At 40.8% G+C, this 17,913-nt stretch carries 18 protein-coding genes; 8 read left to right on the forward strand and 10 right to left on the reverse strand.

The window, feature by feature from the left end; genetic code table 11:
- Window positions 1–9: 9 nt before the first annotated feature.
- Both ACFN7Z_RS07615 and ACFN7Z_RS07620 read right to left on the reverse strand, forming a co-directional pair.
- Entirely contained in the window at window positions 10–1,167 is a 1,158-nt protein-coding gene (locus ACFN7Z_RS07615; protein WP_005401171.1) for a hypothetical protein, read from the reverse strand.
- 186 nt (window positions 1,168–1,353) lie between these two features.
- On the reverse strand, window positions 1,354–1,611 hold the full coding sequence (locus ACFN7Z_RS07620; RefSeq protein WP_005401172.1) for a hypothetical protein: 258 nt from the start codon (window positions 1,609–1,611) through the stop codon (window positions 1,354–1,356).
- Window positions 1,612–2,034: 423 nt separating this feature from the next.
- On the opposite strand from ACFN7Z_RS07620, the gene pepN reads away from it, so the two are divergent.
- Window positions 2,035–4,644, forward strand: a complete 2,610-nt coding sequence (gene pepN / locus ACFN7Z_RS07625) for an aminopeptidase N (protein WP_010326837.1) — start codon at window positions 2,035–2,037, stop codon at window positions 4,642–4,644.
- A 248-nt stretch (window positions 4,645–4,892) separates the two neighbouring features.
- Entirely contained in the window at window positions 4,893–5,111 is a 219-nt protein-coding gene (locus tag ACFN7Z_RS07630; RefSeq protein WP_010326836.1) for a hypothetical protein, read from the forward strand.
- A gap of 63 nt (window positions 5,112–5,174) precedes the next feature.
- On the opposite strand, the gene ACFN7Z_RS07635 is transcribed toward ACFN7Z_RS07630, so the two are convergent.
- Window positions 5,175–5,618, reverse strand: coding sequence for a universal stress protein (locus tag ACFN7Z_RS07635; protein WP_159151527.1), 444 nt, complete (start codon window positions 5,616–5,618; stop codon window positions 5,175–5,177).
- Window positions 5,619–5,703: 85 nt separating this feature from the next.
- On the reverse strand, window positions 5,704–6,147 hold the full coding sequence (locus ACFN7Z_RS07640; protein WP_010326835.1) for a universal stress protein: 444 nt from the start codon (window positions 6,145–6,147) through the stop codon (window positions 5,704–5,706).
- 302 nt (window positions 6,148–6,449) lie between these two features.
- On the opposite strand from ACFN7Z_RS07640, the gene ACFN7Z_RS07645 reads away from it, so the two are divergent.
- From ACFN7Z_RS07645 to ACFN7Z_RS07655, 3 genes are all read left to right on the forward strand, one after another.
- Window positions 6,450–7,463 carry an alpha/beta hydrolase gene (locus ACFN7Z_RS07645; protein ID WP_010326834.1) on the forward strand — a complete coding sequence of 338 codons (1,014 nt, stop codon included), beginning with the start codon at window positions 6,450–6,452 and terminating at the stop codon, window positions 7,461–7,463.
- Window positions 7,464–7,546: 83 nt separating this feature from the next.
- Complete coding sequence (locus ACFN7Z_RS07650; protein ID WP_005401176.1) at window positions 7,547–7,891, forward strand: multidrug efflux SMR transporter; 345 nt, start codon at window positions 7,547–7,549, stop codon at window positions 7,889–7,891.
- 5 nt (window positions 7,892–7,896) lie between these two features.
- A complete protein-coding gene (locus tag ACFN7Z_RS07655) occupies window positions 7,897–8,454 on the forward strand; it encodes a TetR/AcrR family transcriptional regulator (RefSeq protein ID WP_010326832.1) in 558 nt (185 codons plus the stop codon).
- A 65-nt stretch (window positions 8,455–8,519) separates the two neighbouring features.
- Here the strand turns inward: ACFN7Z_RS07655 and ACFN7Z_RS07660 are convergent, their stop codons facing one another.
- From ACFN7Z_RS07660 to ACFN7Z_RS07675, 4 genes are all read right to left on the reverse strand, one after another.
- Window positions 8,520–9,695, reverse strand: coding sequence for a benzoate/H(+) symporter BenE family transporter (locus ACFN7Z_RS07660; protein ID WP_010326831.1), 1,176 nt, complete (start codon window positions 9,693–9,695; stop codon window positions 8,520–8,522).
- Window positions 9,696–9,820: 125 nt separating this feature from the next.
- Window positions 9,821–10,471: a leucine efflux protein LeuE gene (leuE, locus tag ACFN7Z_RS07665; protein ID WP_010326830.1), complete on the reverse strand. Its 651-nt coding sequence runs from the start codon at window positions 10,469–10,471 to the stop codon at window positions 9,821–9,823.
- A gap of 70 nt (window positions 10,472–10,541) precedes the next feature.
- Entirely contained in the window at window positions 10,542–11,528 is a 987-nt protein-coding gene (gene tal, locus ACFN7Z_RS07670; protein WP_395442660.1) for a transaldolase, read from the reverse strand.
- A gap of 92 nt (window positions 11,529–11,620) precedes the next feature.
- Window positions 11,621–12,508: a LysR family transcriptional regulator gene (locus ACFN7Z_RS07675; RefSeq protein ID WP_063454283.1), complete on the reverse strand. Its 888-nt coding sequence runs from the start codon at window positions 12,506–12,508 to the stop codon at window positions 11,621–11,623.
- Between the two features lie 99 nt (window positions 12,509–12,607).
- On the opposite strand from ACFN7Z_RS07675, the gene aceI reads away from it, so the two are divergent.
- Window positions 12,608–13,042 carry a chlorhexidine efflux PACE transporter AceI gene (gene aceI, locus ACFN7Z_RS07680; RefSeq protein WP_010326827.1) on the forward strand — a complete coding sequence of 145 codons (435 nt, stop codon included), beginning with the start codon at window positions 12,608–12,610 and terminating at the stop codon, window positions 13,040–13,042.
- A gap of 46 nt (window positions 13,043–13,088) precedes the next feature.
- On the opposite strand, the gene ACFN7Z_RS07685 is transcribed toward aceI, so the two are convergent.
- Both ACFN7Z_RS07685 and ACFN7Z_RS07690 read right to left on the reverse strand, forming a co-directional pair.
- The gene (locus ACFN7Z_RS07685; protein ID WP_010326826.1) at window positions 13,089–13,640 is read right to left on the reverse strand and encodes a hypothetical protein; all 552 of its coding nucleotides are present in this window, start codon (window positions 13,638–13,640) and stop codon (window positions 13,089–13,091) included.
- Between the two features lie 107 nt (window positions 13,641–13,747).
- A complete protein-coding gene (locus tag ACFN7Z_RS07690; protein ID WP_029575037.1) occupies window positions 13,748–15,265 on the reverse strand; it encodes an acetyl-CoA C-acetyltransferase in 1,518 nt (505 codons plus the stop codon).
- Window positions 15,266–15,505: 240 nt separating this feature from the next.
- Between ACFN7Z_RS07690 and ACFN7Z_RS07695 the strand changes: the two genes are divergently transcribed.
- On the forward strand, window positions 15,506–16,897 hold the full coding sequence (locus ACFN7Z_RS07695; protein ID WP_130235073.1) for a 3-oxoacyl-ACP reductase: 1,392 nt from the start codon (window positions 15,506–15,508) through the stop codon (window positions 16,895–16,897).
- Between the two features lie 147 nt (window positions 16,898–17,044).
- On the forward strand, window positions 17,045–17,899 hold the full coding sequence (locus ACFN7Z_RS07700; protein WP_130235072.1) for a MaoC/PaaZ C-terminal domain-containing protein: 855 nt from the start codon (window positions 17,045–17,047) through the stop codon (window positions 17,897–17,899).
- The last annotated feature ends 14 nt before the right edge of the window (window positions 17,900–17,913 follow it).

Here is a 17,913-nt window from a genome sequence, read left to right on the forward strand (position 1 = left end):
TGGATGCCCTTATTTGGTGAAATAGTGGTCTTGATGCTTACATTTGCGACAAAATAAAGTCACATATTGGTCGGCATCATAATCTACGGTGAGCTCATTTGAACCGCAGTACATACAGCGTTTTTGTGAGTAGAAACTTAAACGTGGTTCAATTTTTTGCCATGAACGAGAGACAGGCTGAAAGAAAATGGCTTCGTCATAGCCTAAAAATCGGAAAAATAAGACTTCGCTCATTTTGCTGAATGGTAGGTTATGTGGTCGAGGCAGAGTTGATGTTTCCCATTTTTCAGCCACACTGCGTTCACGGTATTGTTGTAGAGTTTTTTTCAGTAAGTTGGTGTTAATAAAGTTTTCATTTCTGGGTTGTAAGGCTTTACGTTCATATAAATACTCCAATGCAGTTTGGATTAAATAATAAATTTGTCCGACCGCGAGTACATCGAGTAAACGATAACAAAACACTTGGAAACTGTTATTTCCTGCAATTTGAATGCCCCAAGTACGACAGTAAAACTGCATAAATTGGATAATTTCCTGATAGAGCAATTGGTACAAGGCATTTTTGACTTCATCCGCGGTCTTAAAAGGCACACCAAGGCTAAGGTTTTCATAAAACCAATAGCGTAACTGCTGCGTAACACTAAATAGGCTGGGTTCAGAGTAGCCGTCCAAACGCACATTAATATAATACTGATGGGCTTCACTGGCAAAATCTTTGGCAACGAGGATTTGTTCTTTTACCAGTTGTTTGACGAGACTATTTTGAAATAGATAATTGGGGGTGACACTAAAATATTTGATCTGTTCCCAATCAATAAACTCTTGATGCTGTGTATGTTCTTGTGCGTAGCCATCTAACAGGGCCAATAAAAATAATTTATGCATAAAACTGAGTTGACCCAGTTCAAACTCATAAATGTCCTTGGTTTTGGTTTTATGCTGTTCTTGCTGACGAGTTTCTTTCAATATTTTTTTGCGCTGGGCTAAACAACTGTCGCAGTGGCAATTTAGATTGGAATTGCTAAAAACACGATGTTGGCAGTGGCTACATTCATGAAAGTTAATTTCTTTGTCGTATTGTTCAGCATCCACCCAAAACATGGCCGCCTGACAAAGTGGACAAGGCGTGCTCTCATCAAGTTGTTTGTGCAAAATTTGAAGCGACATAAGATGAATTTGAAACTCAGGATTTTCTCAAATTATACACGCTAAAATTTCAGAAAGGCGTTGTAAATTGCAGTGTAATTGAACAAGTAGAGGTGCTTTGTAAACGCTAGATGGGTGAAGCAACGCAGTGGCGAATATAGGGCAAAAAAAATACGGCATGCACCGTATTTTTTGGACTAGTAGAATTTAAACGGGGCAAGGTAGAGAGTCATCTTCCATACCTAGTTTTTTAGCTTCAATCATGGCTTGAACTTTTTTGCTCGGCAACTTTTTGCTCCCTAGTGTGTCGTAGTGATTTAAAATGCTACTGACATCGTGTGCTTGTAAAGGTATTCCTTCACAGCTCATGAACAGGGCAATGACTTTATGATCAATTTTTGCAGCATGCATTGCTTGCAGCATTTTTATATTTTCGACGCGGACGATATGGTCTTTTAAGTACATCTCACACCTCTTTTATTTTGCTTAAGTTTTATCATGCGCTATGCATATTTAGATACAAGCAAAAACTGTGCACAAAATGTAGCCGATTTGAAAATTAAGTTGGATATTTGAAAAGAGCTGGCTTTAGATCTTATCGATGTCTTTAAGTTTCTCAGCGTTTGAATGGCGGAGAGCTAATGGCACTGTGCAAGTCTAAAGGCTGGTGCAAATATTGCTAGACAAGCACGGCACGATGTGAGGAGTTGTCTGTTTCTTATTCACTTGGTGCAGTCATATGAGCGGGATAAGAACAATAGAATTGAAAAGCCTGTTCAACGTGCCCATATAAATATCATTCAACATACACAGACAGTATGGCAAACTTGTCGTATGATCAAAACATACACAATATAAAGCTGTAGACCAATAGCATTAGGACATGACATGAATATTGCGGCAAATCCAATTATTGAAGCAGATCAAACCGTCTATTTAAAAGACTATCAAAAACCATCTTTTTTAGTAGACAGCATTCACCTCGATATTCAAGTCTATGATGAGCATAGCCAAGTTGATGCTGTACTGGAGCTGACGCGCCAAACCGAGGGTGATTTGGTTTTACTCGGTCGTGATTTAGAGCTGAAAAGTTTAGTGCTGAATGGTCAGCAACTTAGCCAAGAGCAATATGCGCTTGATGCAGAGCAGTTGGTGATTCGTAATGCACCAAATCAGATCAAGCTTGAGACATCGGTGATCATTCATCCTGAGTCAAATACACAACTTGAAGGTTTATACCAAGCCGCATCAGATTTGTTTGTTACCCAAAATGAGCCTGAAGGATTCCGTAAAATTACCTTTTACCCAGACCGTCCTGATGTCCTTTCAGTTTTCACCACACGTGTAGAAGCCGATAAAAAATATCCAGTGCTCCTTGCCAATGGTAACTTGATTGAAGCGGGCGAGGCAGGCGAAGGTCGTCACTATACCATTTGGCAAGATCCAACCAAAAAACCAGCGTATTTGTTTGCTTGTGTGATTGGTGATTTGGCTGTTTTAAAAGACCGTTATGTGACCTCGGAAGGCCGTGATGTGGCTTTAGAAATTTATGCCGAAGAAAAAGATATTCCGAAATGTCATATTGCAATGGAAGCCTTAAAGCATTCAATGCGTTGGGATGAAGAACACTATGGTCGTCCCTATGATTTAGACAACTATATGATTGTGGCTACCAGTGCGTTTAACATGGGTGCGATGGAAAATAAAGGTCTAAACATCTTTAATACGTCATGTGTTTTGGCGGATGAAGAATATACGACAGATGCCGCGATTATGCGTGTACAGTCGGTAATTGCCCATGAGTATTTCCATAACTGGACAGGTAACCGCATTACTTGCCGTGATTGGTTCCAATTGTGTTTAAAAGAAGGCTTAACGGTTTTCCGTGATCAATCTTTCTCAGAAGATTTGCAGTCTGCTGCGGTTCAACGTATTGATGACGTTGCGGTACTCAAAGCGCATCAGTTCCCAGAAGATTCAGGCCCATTGTCTCATCCACCGCGTCCTGATCATTTTGTGGAAATCAATAACTTTTATACTGCAACGGTCTACGAAAAAGGTGCGGAAATTAACCGCATGATGGCTACCTTATTGGGCAAAGAAAAATTCCGTAAAGGAACTGATGAGTACTTTGAACGCCATGATGGTCAAGCTGTGACCGTTGAAGACTGGGTAGCCGCTTTAACCGCAGGTTCAGGCGTAGATTTATCCAATTTCTTAACATGGTATAACCAACCTGGTACACCAAAGTTAGAAGCGGAAGGTCATTATGATGCTGCTGCGCAAACCTATACTTTAAACTTTAAGCAAAGTTTAAAAGCACATCCTAAGTATCCGAACCTAAAAGCTGTTCCAATTCCTGTCGCTTTAGCACTGTTCGATGCTGCAACAGGTGAGCAATTGGTTTTAAACTCAGACAGTTTATTTGAAAATGCAGTCAAAGACGGTGTGTATCTTTTTGACCAAGACCAAGCCAGCATTGTGTTTAGCGGTTTAAGCACGAAACCTGTCGTGTCATTACTGCGTAATTTTTCTGCGCCCGTCAACTTAGAATTTAACTATACCGATGAAGAGTTGGCGTTCCTGATTCAATACGAAACCAATGGTTTTAACCAATGGCAAGCAACGCAAACACTGCTTGAGCGTATTTTACTCAATGGTCATGATGCGCATATTTATATTCAAGCCATTAAAAACACGCTACCAGATCTTTTTGAACAAGATCCACTCTTGGCATCACGTTTATTTGATGTGCCAAGTGAAGGTTATTTAGGTAGTCGTATCGACACTGACTACGAACCAGCGAAGATTCAAGAACAACGTAATGCTTTGATTGAAAAATTAGCACGTGAGTTAGGTGCGTTCTGTAAAGACACTTATTTGGCTTTAGACCCAGATTTGCAAAAAGAGTTTTCACAAGCCATGGGTGTCCGTGCGCTGAAAAACATCATGCTTAGTATGATGGCGCGTCAAGGCGATGAAAGTGCTTTTGAGCTGGCATATCAGCAATATGAAGCCACAGGCAATATGTCTGAACGTTTAGGTGCACTACGTGTCTTGGTTTGGAATGATGCACCGCAAGCAGAAGCGGCTTTACGTGATTTTTACCTACGTTTTAAAGATGAGGCTTTGTCACTAGATCAGTGGTTCACACTTCAAGCGGCACATCCTTGTGCTACGACGGAAACCATTCAATACCTCACTTCACATGCCGATTATGATTTGGGCGTGCCGAACCGCATTCGTTCAGTGAGTGGTGGTTTAAATGCAAACCCAGTGAACACATGGAGTTTTGGTGTGGATCATTTCATTGGGCTGGCAAAATATTTAGATGAGAAAAACCCAATTGTTGGCTCTCGTTTACTTCAGGTTTTGTCACGTTGGTACACATTGGCAGAGCCACAGCGTAGCGAAGTGAAAGCGAAGCTTGAGGCTTTAAAACCACAAGTGAAATCTAAAAATGTCAGTGAAACTTTAAGCAGTATGTTAAGTATTTAACTGATCTACGCATAAAAAAAGTCAGTCAGTAGACTGGCTTTTTTTATGTAAACTGAAGAATGACAGCATGAAGAGTGCACATTGGTATTTTTATAAATAATGAACATTCATGTGAATAGTGTGAAATAAATCGCATTTTATGGGTATAATGTTATGGCATAACAGATGATTAGCTCAATATTCTGTATTTTTTCGGCTTCTGTATACAGGCTATTGGGCAGACAAACATGTAGAGTGTAAAAACAGATATGTTAGTTAAAATTGAAGATGGGTTTTATTTAAATACCGTTCATATTATTGCTATTCGTATTGCGAAAAGTGCTGAACTGGGAACATTTCAAGTCAATGTTGAATATAGTCCGCATAACCATCAGGCTTCGGGTTTATTTCAAAAAACTTTTATGCAACAGTCGGCAGCAGAGCATTATTTGCAAAATTTGCATCAGCAGATTAGTAAAAGCAAATGAAGTGAACGAGTTCTGCCAAATAAAAAAGACTGCTTCGGCAGTCTTTTTTATTTAAAACAATACTTAAACTTTTACGATCAGCACAGATATTGGAGACTGCGTTAGAACATTTTGCGCCACACTACCTAACATCATCTTTTTAAAACCTGTACGGCCATGTGAGCCCATCAGAATCAGATCTGCACCGACTTCATCGGCCACATGAATAATACCTTCAGAAGGAGAGATGCCGCGGATCACTTTGGTATCCACCTCAATTTCATCACGGTCAAATGAGAGCTTTACTTCGGCTAAACGGTCTTGAGCGACTTTTTCAGCATGTAGAAAATAGTCGGTGATAGCTGGTGCTACTTTATAGAAGTCGACTCCGACAAATGGATCGACTGCAATCACGCTCATGAGCGTTACGCGACTATTTAAATCTTTGGCCAACTCAAGTGCTTGTTCAACAGCAGCATAAGACATCGGTGATTCATCGACGGCAACCAAAATGTGTTTGTAGCTCATTATCTTCTCCTTAATGGTACGTCTTTATGCGGATCATTTTGCAGTACATGCGAAATCAGCTCACATAAAGACGCGTTATAGTTGATTAAGCTTTAACAATGAGAACTGGGAGCTCAGTAGATTTGAGAACATCTTGAGCAAAGCTGCCTAATAGGAATTTTTGAAAGCCTTTGCGACCATGTGAACCCATTACAATCAGGTCATTTTTCAGTGAAGTTGCTGTTTCGACCACAGCATCTTCAGAGACTTCACCTTTAATGATTTTAGACTGAGCTGTTACACCTTGTTCTTGTGCAATTTGAACCGCATCCTGAAGGGCTTTCTCAGCATTGTTATAGGCTTGTATGAAATAGTCTTTCATGATTGGAGAGGTATAGTAAAAATCGGCATCTTTGAGAGGGTCTTCAGCAACTAAGCTAATCAATGTAAGTTGACTGCCAAAAACTTTGGCAATTTCAGCCGCTTGCTTAACCGCAGAAAAAGAAATTTGTGAACCGTCAACAGGGACTAAAATATGTTGGTAAGCCATCAGAGGGACTCCTTTTTGTATAAGATTTAGTTCTTGATTTATTGATAACACACTGCCATTAAATGTTCAATTTTGATCGGGCTAAAAATTGAAAATTCATGAAATTAAAAGAAAATAATTCAAGAAAATGCTGATTTTCGTGTCCAAAATCTTGAGTGAAAAACTCAAGTTTCAGATTTAATACGATATTCTTTAAAAGATACTTCTGGTGTTTAAATGAAGCTGAAATGAGATCTGTTTAATCATGCGATGTGATAGAGACTGTATTAGAATCATTTGAAAAAAGGATGGGGCCGAACAGTATGATTTTTCAACCAATAATAAAAGTACTTAGTACTGTTTTCATGATTGTGCTTTTGAGCGCGTGTCAAAGTGTAGAAAAGAACACCAAACTAATTGCGGGTACATTTAACACAGCAACCAATATTCAAATGAAAATGCTAGATCGCTTTGCGCCTCCCGATGTCATCGTACACAATAATATTACATATCAAGCTAGTCCTGAGCTGAATGTTGACATCTATCAACCCCAAAATATTGAACAATTAAACGCAGTGCCCACGGTGGTTTGGATTCATGGCGGCGGATGGGTTTCGGGCTCAAAAGAGCATGCGCGAGGTTATTTTAAGCTTTTAGCTAATCAAGGCTTTAACGTGGTCTCGGTAGAGTATCAGTTTGCACCTGAGGCTATTTATCCCACTCAGTTACAGCAAGTCGATCATGCACTGAATTTCTTACAATTGAATGCTGCTCAGTATCATATTAACCCGAACCAACTGTATCTAGCAGGAGACTCTGCTGGAGCCAATATTGCCAGTCATTATGCTGCGCTTTTGACGAATCCCGCATTTGCTCAAGCATCCAATTTTAAGCCGAGCATTCAGCCGAAACAGCTTAAAGGGCTAATTTTGCATTGTGGTATTTATGACTTATATCGCTTTGTAAACACCGCTCCTGAGGAACTCAGGCTCATTGAATGGGGCGTTTATAACTTGGTTCAAGCGTATACAGGAGAGCGTAAAGAGGATGCAGCTTTTTTAAAGGCAATTTCAACCAGTGAGCATATTACGCCACAGTATCCACCTGTCTTTATTAGTGGAGGAAATAAAGACTTTTTAACCAATAGCCAGTCTTTACCTTTCGTCGAGGTGTTGAAGCAGCATCAGGTTGCAGTCACGGAGGCTTTTTATCCAGACTCTAAGGAGTTTTTGGTGCATGAATATCAGTTCATGATGAGCAAACAAGCGAGTCAGATCACCTTTGATCGAACCATTGATTTTATAAAGCAAACCTCAAGGCCGACTGAAACAAAATAAAAAAGTATGCAGAAAGCCTTGTTTAATTTTTGCTATTTTAATAACATACCGACCGATTGGTATGTTTTTTTGTTGAGTTTCTGATGAATCCTATATTAATGGCTTATGCTTTGCTGGCGATGGCAATTATTTCTGAAGTGATTGGTTCGACTTTTTTGGTAAAGTCGGAAGGTTTTACCAAGCTATTGCCTTCTCTGGCCGTAGTCGTTCTATTTTCGTTGGCATTTTATTTATTGTCTCAAGTGATTAAAGTGATTCCATTGGGTATCGCTTATGCGATTTGGGCGGGTGTTGGTATTGTTTTAACCGCTCTGATTGGTTACTTTGTTTTCCGACAAAGTCTAGATTTCGCAGCAATGATCGGTATTGCACTGATTGTTTCTGGTGTGGTCGTGATTAACTTATTTTCAAATTCAACAGGGCATTAAGTTCGATGCAACAAGCAAGTCCACGTAAAAAGGCACCAGAACAGGTTCGCCAAAGTATCCTACAACATGCGATCTGTTTGGCTGCTGAAAAAGGCGTGACTGGGGTCTCCATACAAGCAGTGGCTGATTTGGTTGGCGTGAGTAAGGGTGGTGTTTTCCATCATTTCCCAAACAAACAAAAGCTACTTGAAGCGATGGTTGTGGAACAACTTGAACAATTGGATCGTGTTGTTGATGAGTTGATTAGTCAAGACCGTGATCGTTATGGTTGCTTTACCCGAGCCTATATTGAAATTACTCTAGAAAAGCAGGTGCTAGGCTTGGAGCATTCTTGGTCAGCTATTTCGATGATTATGCTGACGGATCGTACCTTTAATGAGTATTGGATTGAGTGGCTAGAAAAACGTTTAGCGCGACATCAGGATACAGATAATAATTTGGAGCTTAAAATTTTACGCTATGCTGCAGATGGCATTTGGCTCACAGCATTTACCGAGGTGGAAAATCTGTCTGAGACGATGCAGCTTAAGCAAGAATTGATTCAACGAAGTTATCAGCATTAAGTTTTCAATTTAGCAATATTTAAAAATGAAAAAGCACCCATCGAGGGTGCTTTTTGTATGAGGGCTTAAACTTTTTTGGCTTTAAATTTAAATATAAGCATAACTGCAAAACCAAAGAGTAGTCCCCAAAAGGCAGAGCCAATACCAAAGAACTGTACCCCAGATGCGCTGAATAAGAAGGTCATGAGGGCTGCCTCACGGTCTGATACCGCTTCAAATGCAATCGCGATGTTATGACTAATCGTGCCAAACAAAGCAATACCAGCCAATGCTGTAATAAAGATTGCAGGGAAAGACAGTAAAAGGCTGGTCAGGGTGGCTGCGAATAGTCCCATTAAGATATAGAAGAAACCGCAGCTCATGCCCGCAATATAACGTTTTGATGGATCAGGGTGAACTTGTTCATCTAAACTGACAGCTGCACTAATTGCTGCGGTATTGACACTATAACAGCCAAAGGGTGCGAGTAAGGCTTGAGCGGTACCCGTCCATCCAATCAGTTGATTGACGTGGGGGTTATAGCCATAGCTTTTAATCATGGCAATACCGGGTAAGTACTGCGATGCCATATTGATCACAAACAAAGGTAGCGCTAAACCTAAAATAGCAGACATGCTGAACTCAGGTGCCATCCAAACAGGTTGCGCTAGGCTCCATGTGATTTGAGGCGTATGGAAGTCTAAGAATAACGGGCAGAGTAACAAGCCTGCAATCACTGTAATGACAATGCAGTAACGTGGAGTAAGTCGCTTAGAAACAATATAAGCCGCCAGCATGGATAAAATAAAACCCCAATGGTCTTGCATACTAGCGAACAATGAAATACCAAACTTCAATAACACACCAGCTAGCATGGCACTGGTTAGGCTTTGCGGGATATACGTCAGAACTTTTTCAAAGATACCGAAAAAGCCCAAAATGGCAGTAACTAAACCACAGACCAAAAATGCGCCAATCGCTTCATGCAAACTATAACCACTGCCTGTCGCAATAATTAAGGCCAGTGCTGCCGTAGACCATGAGGTCGATACAGGATATTTAAGTTTCCAAGATAAAAGCAGCCCACTTAAACCAATACCCAGACCTAAAGCCCAGAACCATGAGTTGATTTGTGCGGTATTTGCACCTAAGACTTGGGCGGATTGAATGACCAAGACTGAAGACACACTAATGCCAATGAGGAAGGTAATAAAACCTGCGAATACTGCTGGAACTGAGAAATCTTGAAATAATTTTTGCATGAAGATCAAAACATAATTTGAATGAGTGAAAATAGCGATTGTTCAAGGATCATACGCTGGTTCTTGAAAAAGAAAACAGCATACAATGGTTTTTTTATCGAAAATAACGAGATTATTCACGAGAATTACAGGGTGGAAAGTGCGAGCTTTAAACCAAAACCACAAAACAGTAAACCAACAGTTGCCACTGCGACAGCGGCAACTTTAAACTGACGGTTAAAGTAACTGGCCAATTTAATCCCTGAGAAAATCAAAATGCTAAGATAAGCCATGCTAATGATCTGCAAGATGACTGAAAGTAAAGTAAAGCTGAGTGCAGGATAAGCGTATTTAGGGTTAACAAACTGCACAAAGAAAGACAAATAGAACAAAATAGCTTTAGGGTTTAAAAGACTAATGGTCAGCGCTGATCTAAACGGGTGTAGCGTTTGCAAAGTATTCTGGTTTGCACTTGCTTCAAGATGCTGTGGGGATGAATGCCACGTTTTGACGCCAGCAAATAAGAGTTTTCCACCTAGGTAGGATAGGTACAAAGCACCTACAATTTTTAATAAAATGAACAGCCAAGGAAAAGTATGTAAAAGAGATGCTGCGCCTAGTACCGTGCATAGAATGAGAATCAGGTCACCTGTGAAAACGCCTAATGCTCCCCAATAGCCGATCTTCGGACCAAAACGTGAGGCAATGGACATCACATAAAGAGAATTTGGGCCTGGTAGAATCACAATTAAAATTGTACCGATGATATAGGTACCGATGTCGATAATCCCAAACACAACATATTCTCAATAAAAAAGCCGATATTGCATGATAGCAAAATCGGCTTTTAAAAGAAGAAAAATCAAGTTAAGCTGAAATTTCTTCATCTAGACCAAAAGACTGACGCAATAGTGTGTTCAGCTGTTGACGGGCTTTAATAAATCCATCAATACCGCCTTGTAACAACTGCGTTGCCATCAAGTCATGTTCAATTTGATTCCTAAACTCAGTTTCACTGAGTGTGTTAAGTGCAGTTGTCGCTGGCGCAATATCACTTGCTGACAGTTGGGCTTTAACTTCACGTGTGTCTTGTTCAAGAGCTGCCAATAAGTTAGGCGCAACAGTAAGAAGGTCACAACCTGCAAGTCCTAAGACTTGGTCAACACTGCGGAAGCTTGCGCCCATAATTTCTGTTTTGATCCCATGTGCTTTATAGAACTGGTAAATTTGCTTCACAGAAAGTACGCCAGGGTCTTTCTCAACTGGATAGCTGTCCACGCCTTCGGCTTTTTTGTACCAATCTAAAATACGTCCAACAAAAGGTGAAATTAAAGTGACATTTGCCTCCGCACAAGCATGGGCCTGATGCACACCAAACAAAAGCGTTAAGTTGGTATGGATACCTTCAGCTTCTAACACTTTCGCTGCTTGAATACCCGCCCATGTTGAAGCGATTTTAATTAATATACGATTTTGATCTACGCCGTAGTTTTTATATAGCGCCAACAGCTCTTTGGCTTTTTTAATGGTGGCATCGGTATCGTATGACAGTGCAGCATCCACTTCTGTAGATACACGACCCTCAATCAATTTGAGAATTTCCACCCCAAACTTGACGGTAAGAATGTCGATTGTGCGTTCAATGAGTAAGTCTTCTTTATAGCCCTCAGTTTTGGCTTGAGCAAAAGCATCCTCAATCAACTCTTTATTTTCAGGTTGAATAGCAGCCGCTGTAATCAGCGACGGATTAGTCGTTGCGTCAAGCGGGCGAAATTGGTTAATCGCCGCTAAATCGCTACTGTCAGCAACAATGGTGGTTAAGCTTTTTAATTGGTTTAATGCAGTTTGTGTCATTGATCGTTAGTTCTTAAAGTTATTACCCATAAAATATTTATAACACAAACTGCTTCTAACCCAAGTGGATTAGGATGTTTTAACAGCAGTTATCACGATTTTTTACGTTGATTTCGGATGTATTGGATTAAAAAACGTGCAGCTGCACCCAATTCACTTTCACGACTCCAGACCAAATCGACAAAATATTCAAACTTTGGGGTGAAATCCAGCAGATCTAATATTTTCAACTGGGTTTTGAGCTGAGGGTTTTCATTCAGCATTTCCAAGGGTAAAACACCCCAACCGAAATTTTGCATAATGAGTGCGCAGGCAGAGTGATGATTGTCAGTCCGCCAGTATTCTTTAGAAAAAAGTAGTTCAGGTTTAATGCTTTTATCTCGGCTGGCAACCACGATCTGGCGACTGTGTTGAATTTGTTCAAAGCTGACTTGTGAAAATTGCGCCAGCTCAAAGTCTTTGTTTGCGACAGGGACTAAAGTTTCCATTTTTAATTCAACAAACTGTTCGCTGCTTTCCAGCTGTTCACGTTCGAACATCAGTGCAAGTTGCGCTGTACCGTTGAGTAACATTCTTTGCGCATCTTCCTGAGGTGCAGAAAAAATGTTGATCTGTAGACTGGGAAATTCAGCTTCTAATATTGCGATGTAGTCGATCCATTGCATATGTAGCAGTTCGGATACAACGACGATATTGAGCGAGGACTCCAAACCGTGGCTTAGGGCATGAGCATGCTGTTTCCATTGATTCATTTCGGTCAGTAGTTGCTCGGTCTTTTCATACAAGGTTAGGGCTTGCGCTGTTGCTGTAGGCTCACGTCCTTCGCGTAAGAAAAGTTGTAGGTTTAAGTCTATTTCCAAGTTGGCAATTGACATACTCACGGCCGATGGCACTTTGCCCAATTTTCGTGCGGCAGCTGAAAATGAGCCTGACTCAATCACGGTTTTAAAAATGATCAGTTGCTCTTGATTGATATTCATAATTTTCTATCTTTCAGTTTTACTGAAAGAACCTGACTCGATTAATCAATATTATAAAAATAAAATAGCCAACATCCAATCATGAAAGAGTAATTAAAAATGTTGATTTCCAAAAGAAGGATTATTCATGCGCTCAGCTATGAAATCATCCTATTGGTGATCATTGCTGTAGCTTTAAGTTTCATATTCCATATGCCTTTAGAGGTCACAGGCGTACTCGGTATTGCCATGGCAGTCACTTCGGTCATATGGAATATGGTGTTTAACCATTTTTTTGAAAAGTTTGAAGCAAAAAGAAAACTCAAAAGAACCATCGGCGTACGTGTTCTTCACGCGATTGGTTTTGAAGGTGGTTTGATGCTTGCAACCATTCCAATGGTCGCATATGCAATGCAAATGAGTATTTGGCAAGCCATCGTACTCGACTTCAGTTTAACCATGTGTATTTTGGTTTATACCTTTATTTTCCAATGGTGTTATGACATGGTGGAGGCCAAATTGGGTATTCAACCTGAAGCGCAATATTCAAATTAAAAATTAAGCCACGCAATGTCGTGGCTTTTTTAATGTGATGCGATTCTTATTTGAATTTTCTGACGTTTAAAATATAAGGGATCATTAAGGCAAAAAATACGGTGATGGCAGCATGAAAACTATTTGCTATAGCGCTTATATATGGATGCGCAAAGCCTTTGAGATAGATCATGGTTGCGCCTTTCTTTGTACTGGAATTTGTGTATGGGATTTCATCACTGATCAAAAACCAACTTAAGCAGAAAAAGAGCAACATAAAAATAAAAAACACTAAGCCTAGTGGATTAAACATTGAGCGTTGTTGTGTATTCAGTTTTGCGTAGTGTTGCCTGATGTGCTGAACTTGTGGTCGGTTGAGTTGTACACGAAAATAATTGATCAAAATAAGGGCAAGACAGATGAAAGTACAAATAGCAAAAAAGTCATTGAGAAATTTATGCGGGCTGGACAAGTTGGATGCAATGCTGGTTGGAAACACGCCTTGAAAGTGGAAGTCGAAGCTGACAATCAAAAGCGCTATGACTAAGGGAATGAGGTAAAAATAATAATAGCGAATCGGGGTATTGAGATAAACAATAAAGGGCGGTGAATTTCGCATAGTTTGTATTTGGTTATTTTATGTTTTTATCTATAGAGTAAATTGATGGTTTTGACCAGTAAAAAAAAGCACCTCAAAAGAGATGCTTTTTTACAGCGAAGGCGAGATTATTTCTCAATAATTGCTGTCACACCTTGACCACCTGCAGCACAGATTGAAACCAGTACGCGACCTGAACCTTTTTGGTTAATCAACTTCGCAGCAGTGGCAATGATACGACCACCGGTTGCAGCAAATGGGTGACCTGCTGCAAGTGAAGAACCTTTGACGTTGAGTTTAGTGCGGTCAATTGAACCGAGTGGAGCATCTAAACCTAAACGGTCTTTACAGAATTTTGGATCTTCCCAAGCTTTCAAAGTAGAAAGAACTTGTGACGCAAATGCTTCATGAATTTCGTAGTAGTCGAAGTCTTGAAGTTTAAGGCCAGCACGCTCAAGCATACGTGGAACTGCATAAGCAGGTGCCATCAATAAGCCTTCTTTTTTCTCAACGAAATCAACAGCAGCCGTTTCTTGGAAGGTTAAGTAAGCAAGGACTTCGTGACCGTTTGCTTTCGCCCATTCTTCAGATGCTAAAAGCACACAAGATGCACCATCCGTAAGTGGTGTTGAGTTACCCGCAGTCATGGTACGTGCATCGCCTTTACCAAAAGCTGGTTTGAGCTTAGCAAGTTTTTCAACCGTAGAGTCAGCACGTAAGTTGTTGTCACGCTCTAAACCTAAGAATGGTGTGATCAGGTCATCGAAGAAGCCTTCTTCGTAAGCCGCAGCCATTTTTTGGTGTGAAGATGCAGCAAGTTCGTCTTGCGCTTCACGTGCAATACCCCATTCAAGCGCGGTAATGGCTTGGTGATCACCCATAGACAAACCTGTACGTGGCTCACCATTTTTCGGCGCATCCATCAAGTCTTTTAGGTTGATTTTGGTTAAAGCTTTTAAACGGTCTTTACCCGTTTTTGCAATGTTGAGTTCAAGTAATGCTTTACGTAAACCATCACCAAACGCAATTGGTGCATCAGAAGTCGTGTCTACACCACCAGCCACACCCACTTCAATTTGGCCCAGTGCGATTTTGTTGGCAACTAAGAACGCTGCTTGTAAGCCAGTACCACATGCTTGCTGAATATCGTAAGCAGGTGTTTCTGGCGCAAGTGCAGTGTTTAGTACACATTCACGGGTCATGTTAAAGTCACGGCTGTGCTTAAGAACAGCACCAGCAACCACTTCACCAAGGCGTTGGCCTTGAATATTAAAACGTTCAACAAGACCGTTTAGCGCTGCTGTGAACATATCTGTATTCGAAGCGGTGAAATATGCGCCATTTGAGCGAGCGAAAGGAATACGGTTACCACCGATAATAGCCACGCGGCGAACAGTGTTTTGACTCATGGTTTGATCCTGTTGAACAGCAGTTTGAGTTTTTGGTTTTGAAGCATTTGTAGAAGAAGCAGGGCTTTTACTACGAGTTGACGCAGCACGAGTGCGAGTCGGCTTAGTCGTGTTATTTACTGATTGGGTTGTCGTGCCAGTACTTTTAGTTCTACGCGGTGTACTTTTTGATGTATTTGACACGGTTTCCGTAGCAGAATTTTCCACTGCTGGATTTTCTTGAGTTGTTTTGCTCATAAGGCTTTTCCAAGCATGTTAATCTATTCTTAGGGTGTACATTAGCATATTATAAAAAGGGCTGAATTGACTAGAATGACATTGCAACAGGCTTTCAGGTCAAGACATATCCTCTATAACTCAAGTATGATTCTACTGAAACCGATGGAACTATTGAAATATAAGACTCTAGACATCACTTTGAAGTTAAAAGGATATCTTTGAATCCATCAACAATTCATTTGTATGAGAGATAAAAACATGACTGATCAATACCAAACATTTGCAAAATCTCCTATTGGTAAATTTGTCATTAAAAATTTGGGTTTACCTGCACCAACTTTTTTAGACCGTTTTGAGTCAGCAACGCCTGTGATTAAAGGTGCTGTTTTACTGGGTGCAGCAGCAAACAGTTCACTATCTGGTGCAATTGCGCAAGTGTTGGCAAATGTCCACGCCAATAGCTATGCGGGTAACAATGCGCAACTACAACAAGCTGCGGCTCAAGTGGGCTTAAACTTAAGTGCATTTAATGCAGGCGACAAAGAGTCTAAATTCAAAGTTGTTATTTTTGATGCATCTGGCATTGAGTCATCAGAGCAACTTAATGAGTTATATAACTTCTTTAACCCGATTGCACGTCAAGTGGCTGCTTCTGGTCGTGTGATTGTGGTAGGCACGACCCCTGAAACTGCGGGTAGCGTTAAAAAAGCGATTGCACAACGCGCGCTTGAAGGCTTCGTGAAGTCAGTCGGTAAAGAATTTAAAAAGGGGATTGCAGCACATTTGATTTATGTGGATGCAGATGCGGAAGCAAATCTTGAGTCAACTTTACGTTTTGCAGCATCTCCACGTTCTGCTTATGTCTCCGGTCAAGTGATTCGTGTTTCTAAAGCTGATGTTGTAGATGTAGACTGGGCTAAACCACTGGCAGGTAAAACTGCTGTAGTGACAGGTGCGAGCCGTGGTATTGGTGAAGCGATTGCGCATGTCTTGGCACGTGATGGCGCGCATGTGATTTGTTTAGACGTACCACCGCAGCAAGCAGATCTTGACCGTGTTGCAGGTGAGATCGGTGGTTCAACACTGGCAATTGATATCACTGCAAATGATGCTGGTGAGAAAATTAAAGCTGCGGCAGCTGCTCAAGGTGGTTTAGACATCATCGTGCATAACGCAGGTATTACTCGTGACAAAACTTTGGCAAATATGAAGCCTGAGCTTTGGGACTTGGTGATTAACATTAACTTGTCTGCAATTGAACGTGTAAATGATTATTTACTTGCCAAAGAGGGTTTAAATACCAATGGTCGTATTGTATGTGTATCATCGATTTCAGGTATTGCGGGTAACCTAGGTCAAACCAACTATGCTGTGTCGAAAGCAGGTGTCATTGGTGTGGTTAAATTTACTGCTCCAACTTTGACGAATGGCATTACGATCAATGCGGTTGCACCAGGTTTCATTGAAACGCAAATGACTGCTGCGATTCCATTTGCAATCCGTGAAGCGGGTCGTCGTATGAACTCGATGAGCCAAGGTGGTTTACCTGTAGATGTTGCTGAAACCATTGCTTTATTTGCAGCGACAGCATCGACTGGTTTAAACGGCAACGTGGTACGTGTTTGTGGTCAAAGTTTGTTGGGTGCTTAATTTAAAAGCTTGAATTTATCTCTCCTTTAGGGAGGGATAAATTCTTTATATTATAAAAGGGAGGGAGTTTTCCCTCATCCCAACCTTCTCCCTGAGGGAGAAGGAGCTTTCAAAAATATTGAAATAAAAACTTCTCAAAGGTTCAGTATGAAGACTCGCCATTTTAGTCAACTTCCAAAACCATATATGGCTTATCCGAAAGTCATTCAAGGTTTGATCTTTAAAAAGCCAAAAGGTGAAAAAGTCTTACCGCAGGTTGAGTATGTGGTGGATTCTTTTAACGTCGATCAAAAGCATTTGAAAGCCTATAACCAAGTATGTGGCTTTAAAAATAATGGTTATATTCCTGCGATTTATTTGGCCGTATTATCGCAAAGCCTACAAATGCACATGATGGGGCAAGAGCCGTTTCCATTTCCTGTGCTAGGTTTGGTACATATTCGCAATCAAGTCAAACAAATGCGTAAAGTTGGCGTCAATGAAACCCTCACTTTATCATGTAAATATGGCGCGCTTGAGCCACATGATAAAGGTGTTCAGTTCGATTTTATTACCACGGTGAAAGTTGGCAATGAAGTGGTGGTTGAAGCATTAACCACGTATTTAGCACGTCAAAAGACCGATGGTAAAACAGCACCAAAATTAGTTGAAGCAACGACTCCAGATTATCAGCCGAATGCAGTCTGGGAAGTCTCTGAAAACACAGGTCGTCGTTATGCAATGACCTCGGGCGACTTCAACCTCATCCACATTCATGCGGTGACAGCAAAAGCCTTTGGTTTCAAACAAGCCATTGCGCACGGCATGTGGAGTAAGGCGCGAGCGTTGGCTTCGATCACATTGCCTGATGCTTATGAAGCGGATGTTTGGTTTAAACTGCCGATGTATTTGCCTTCAACGGTCGATTTTATGACCACGACAGAAGGTGTAAATACCGCTTTCTTAATTCGAAATAGTAAGAATCAAAAACCGCATGTGACGGGACAGGTCAAAGCACTATAATTTTAAAAAGCCCA

Source organism: Acinetobacter sp. P1332 (assembly GCF_044057475.1).
Lineage (GTDB): Bacteria > Pseudomonadota > Gammaproteobacteria > Pseudomonadales > Moraxellaceae > Acinetobacter > Acinetobacter johnsonii.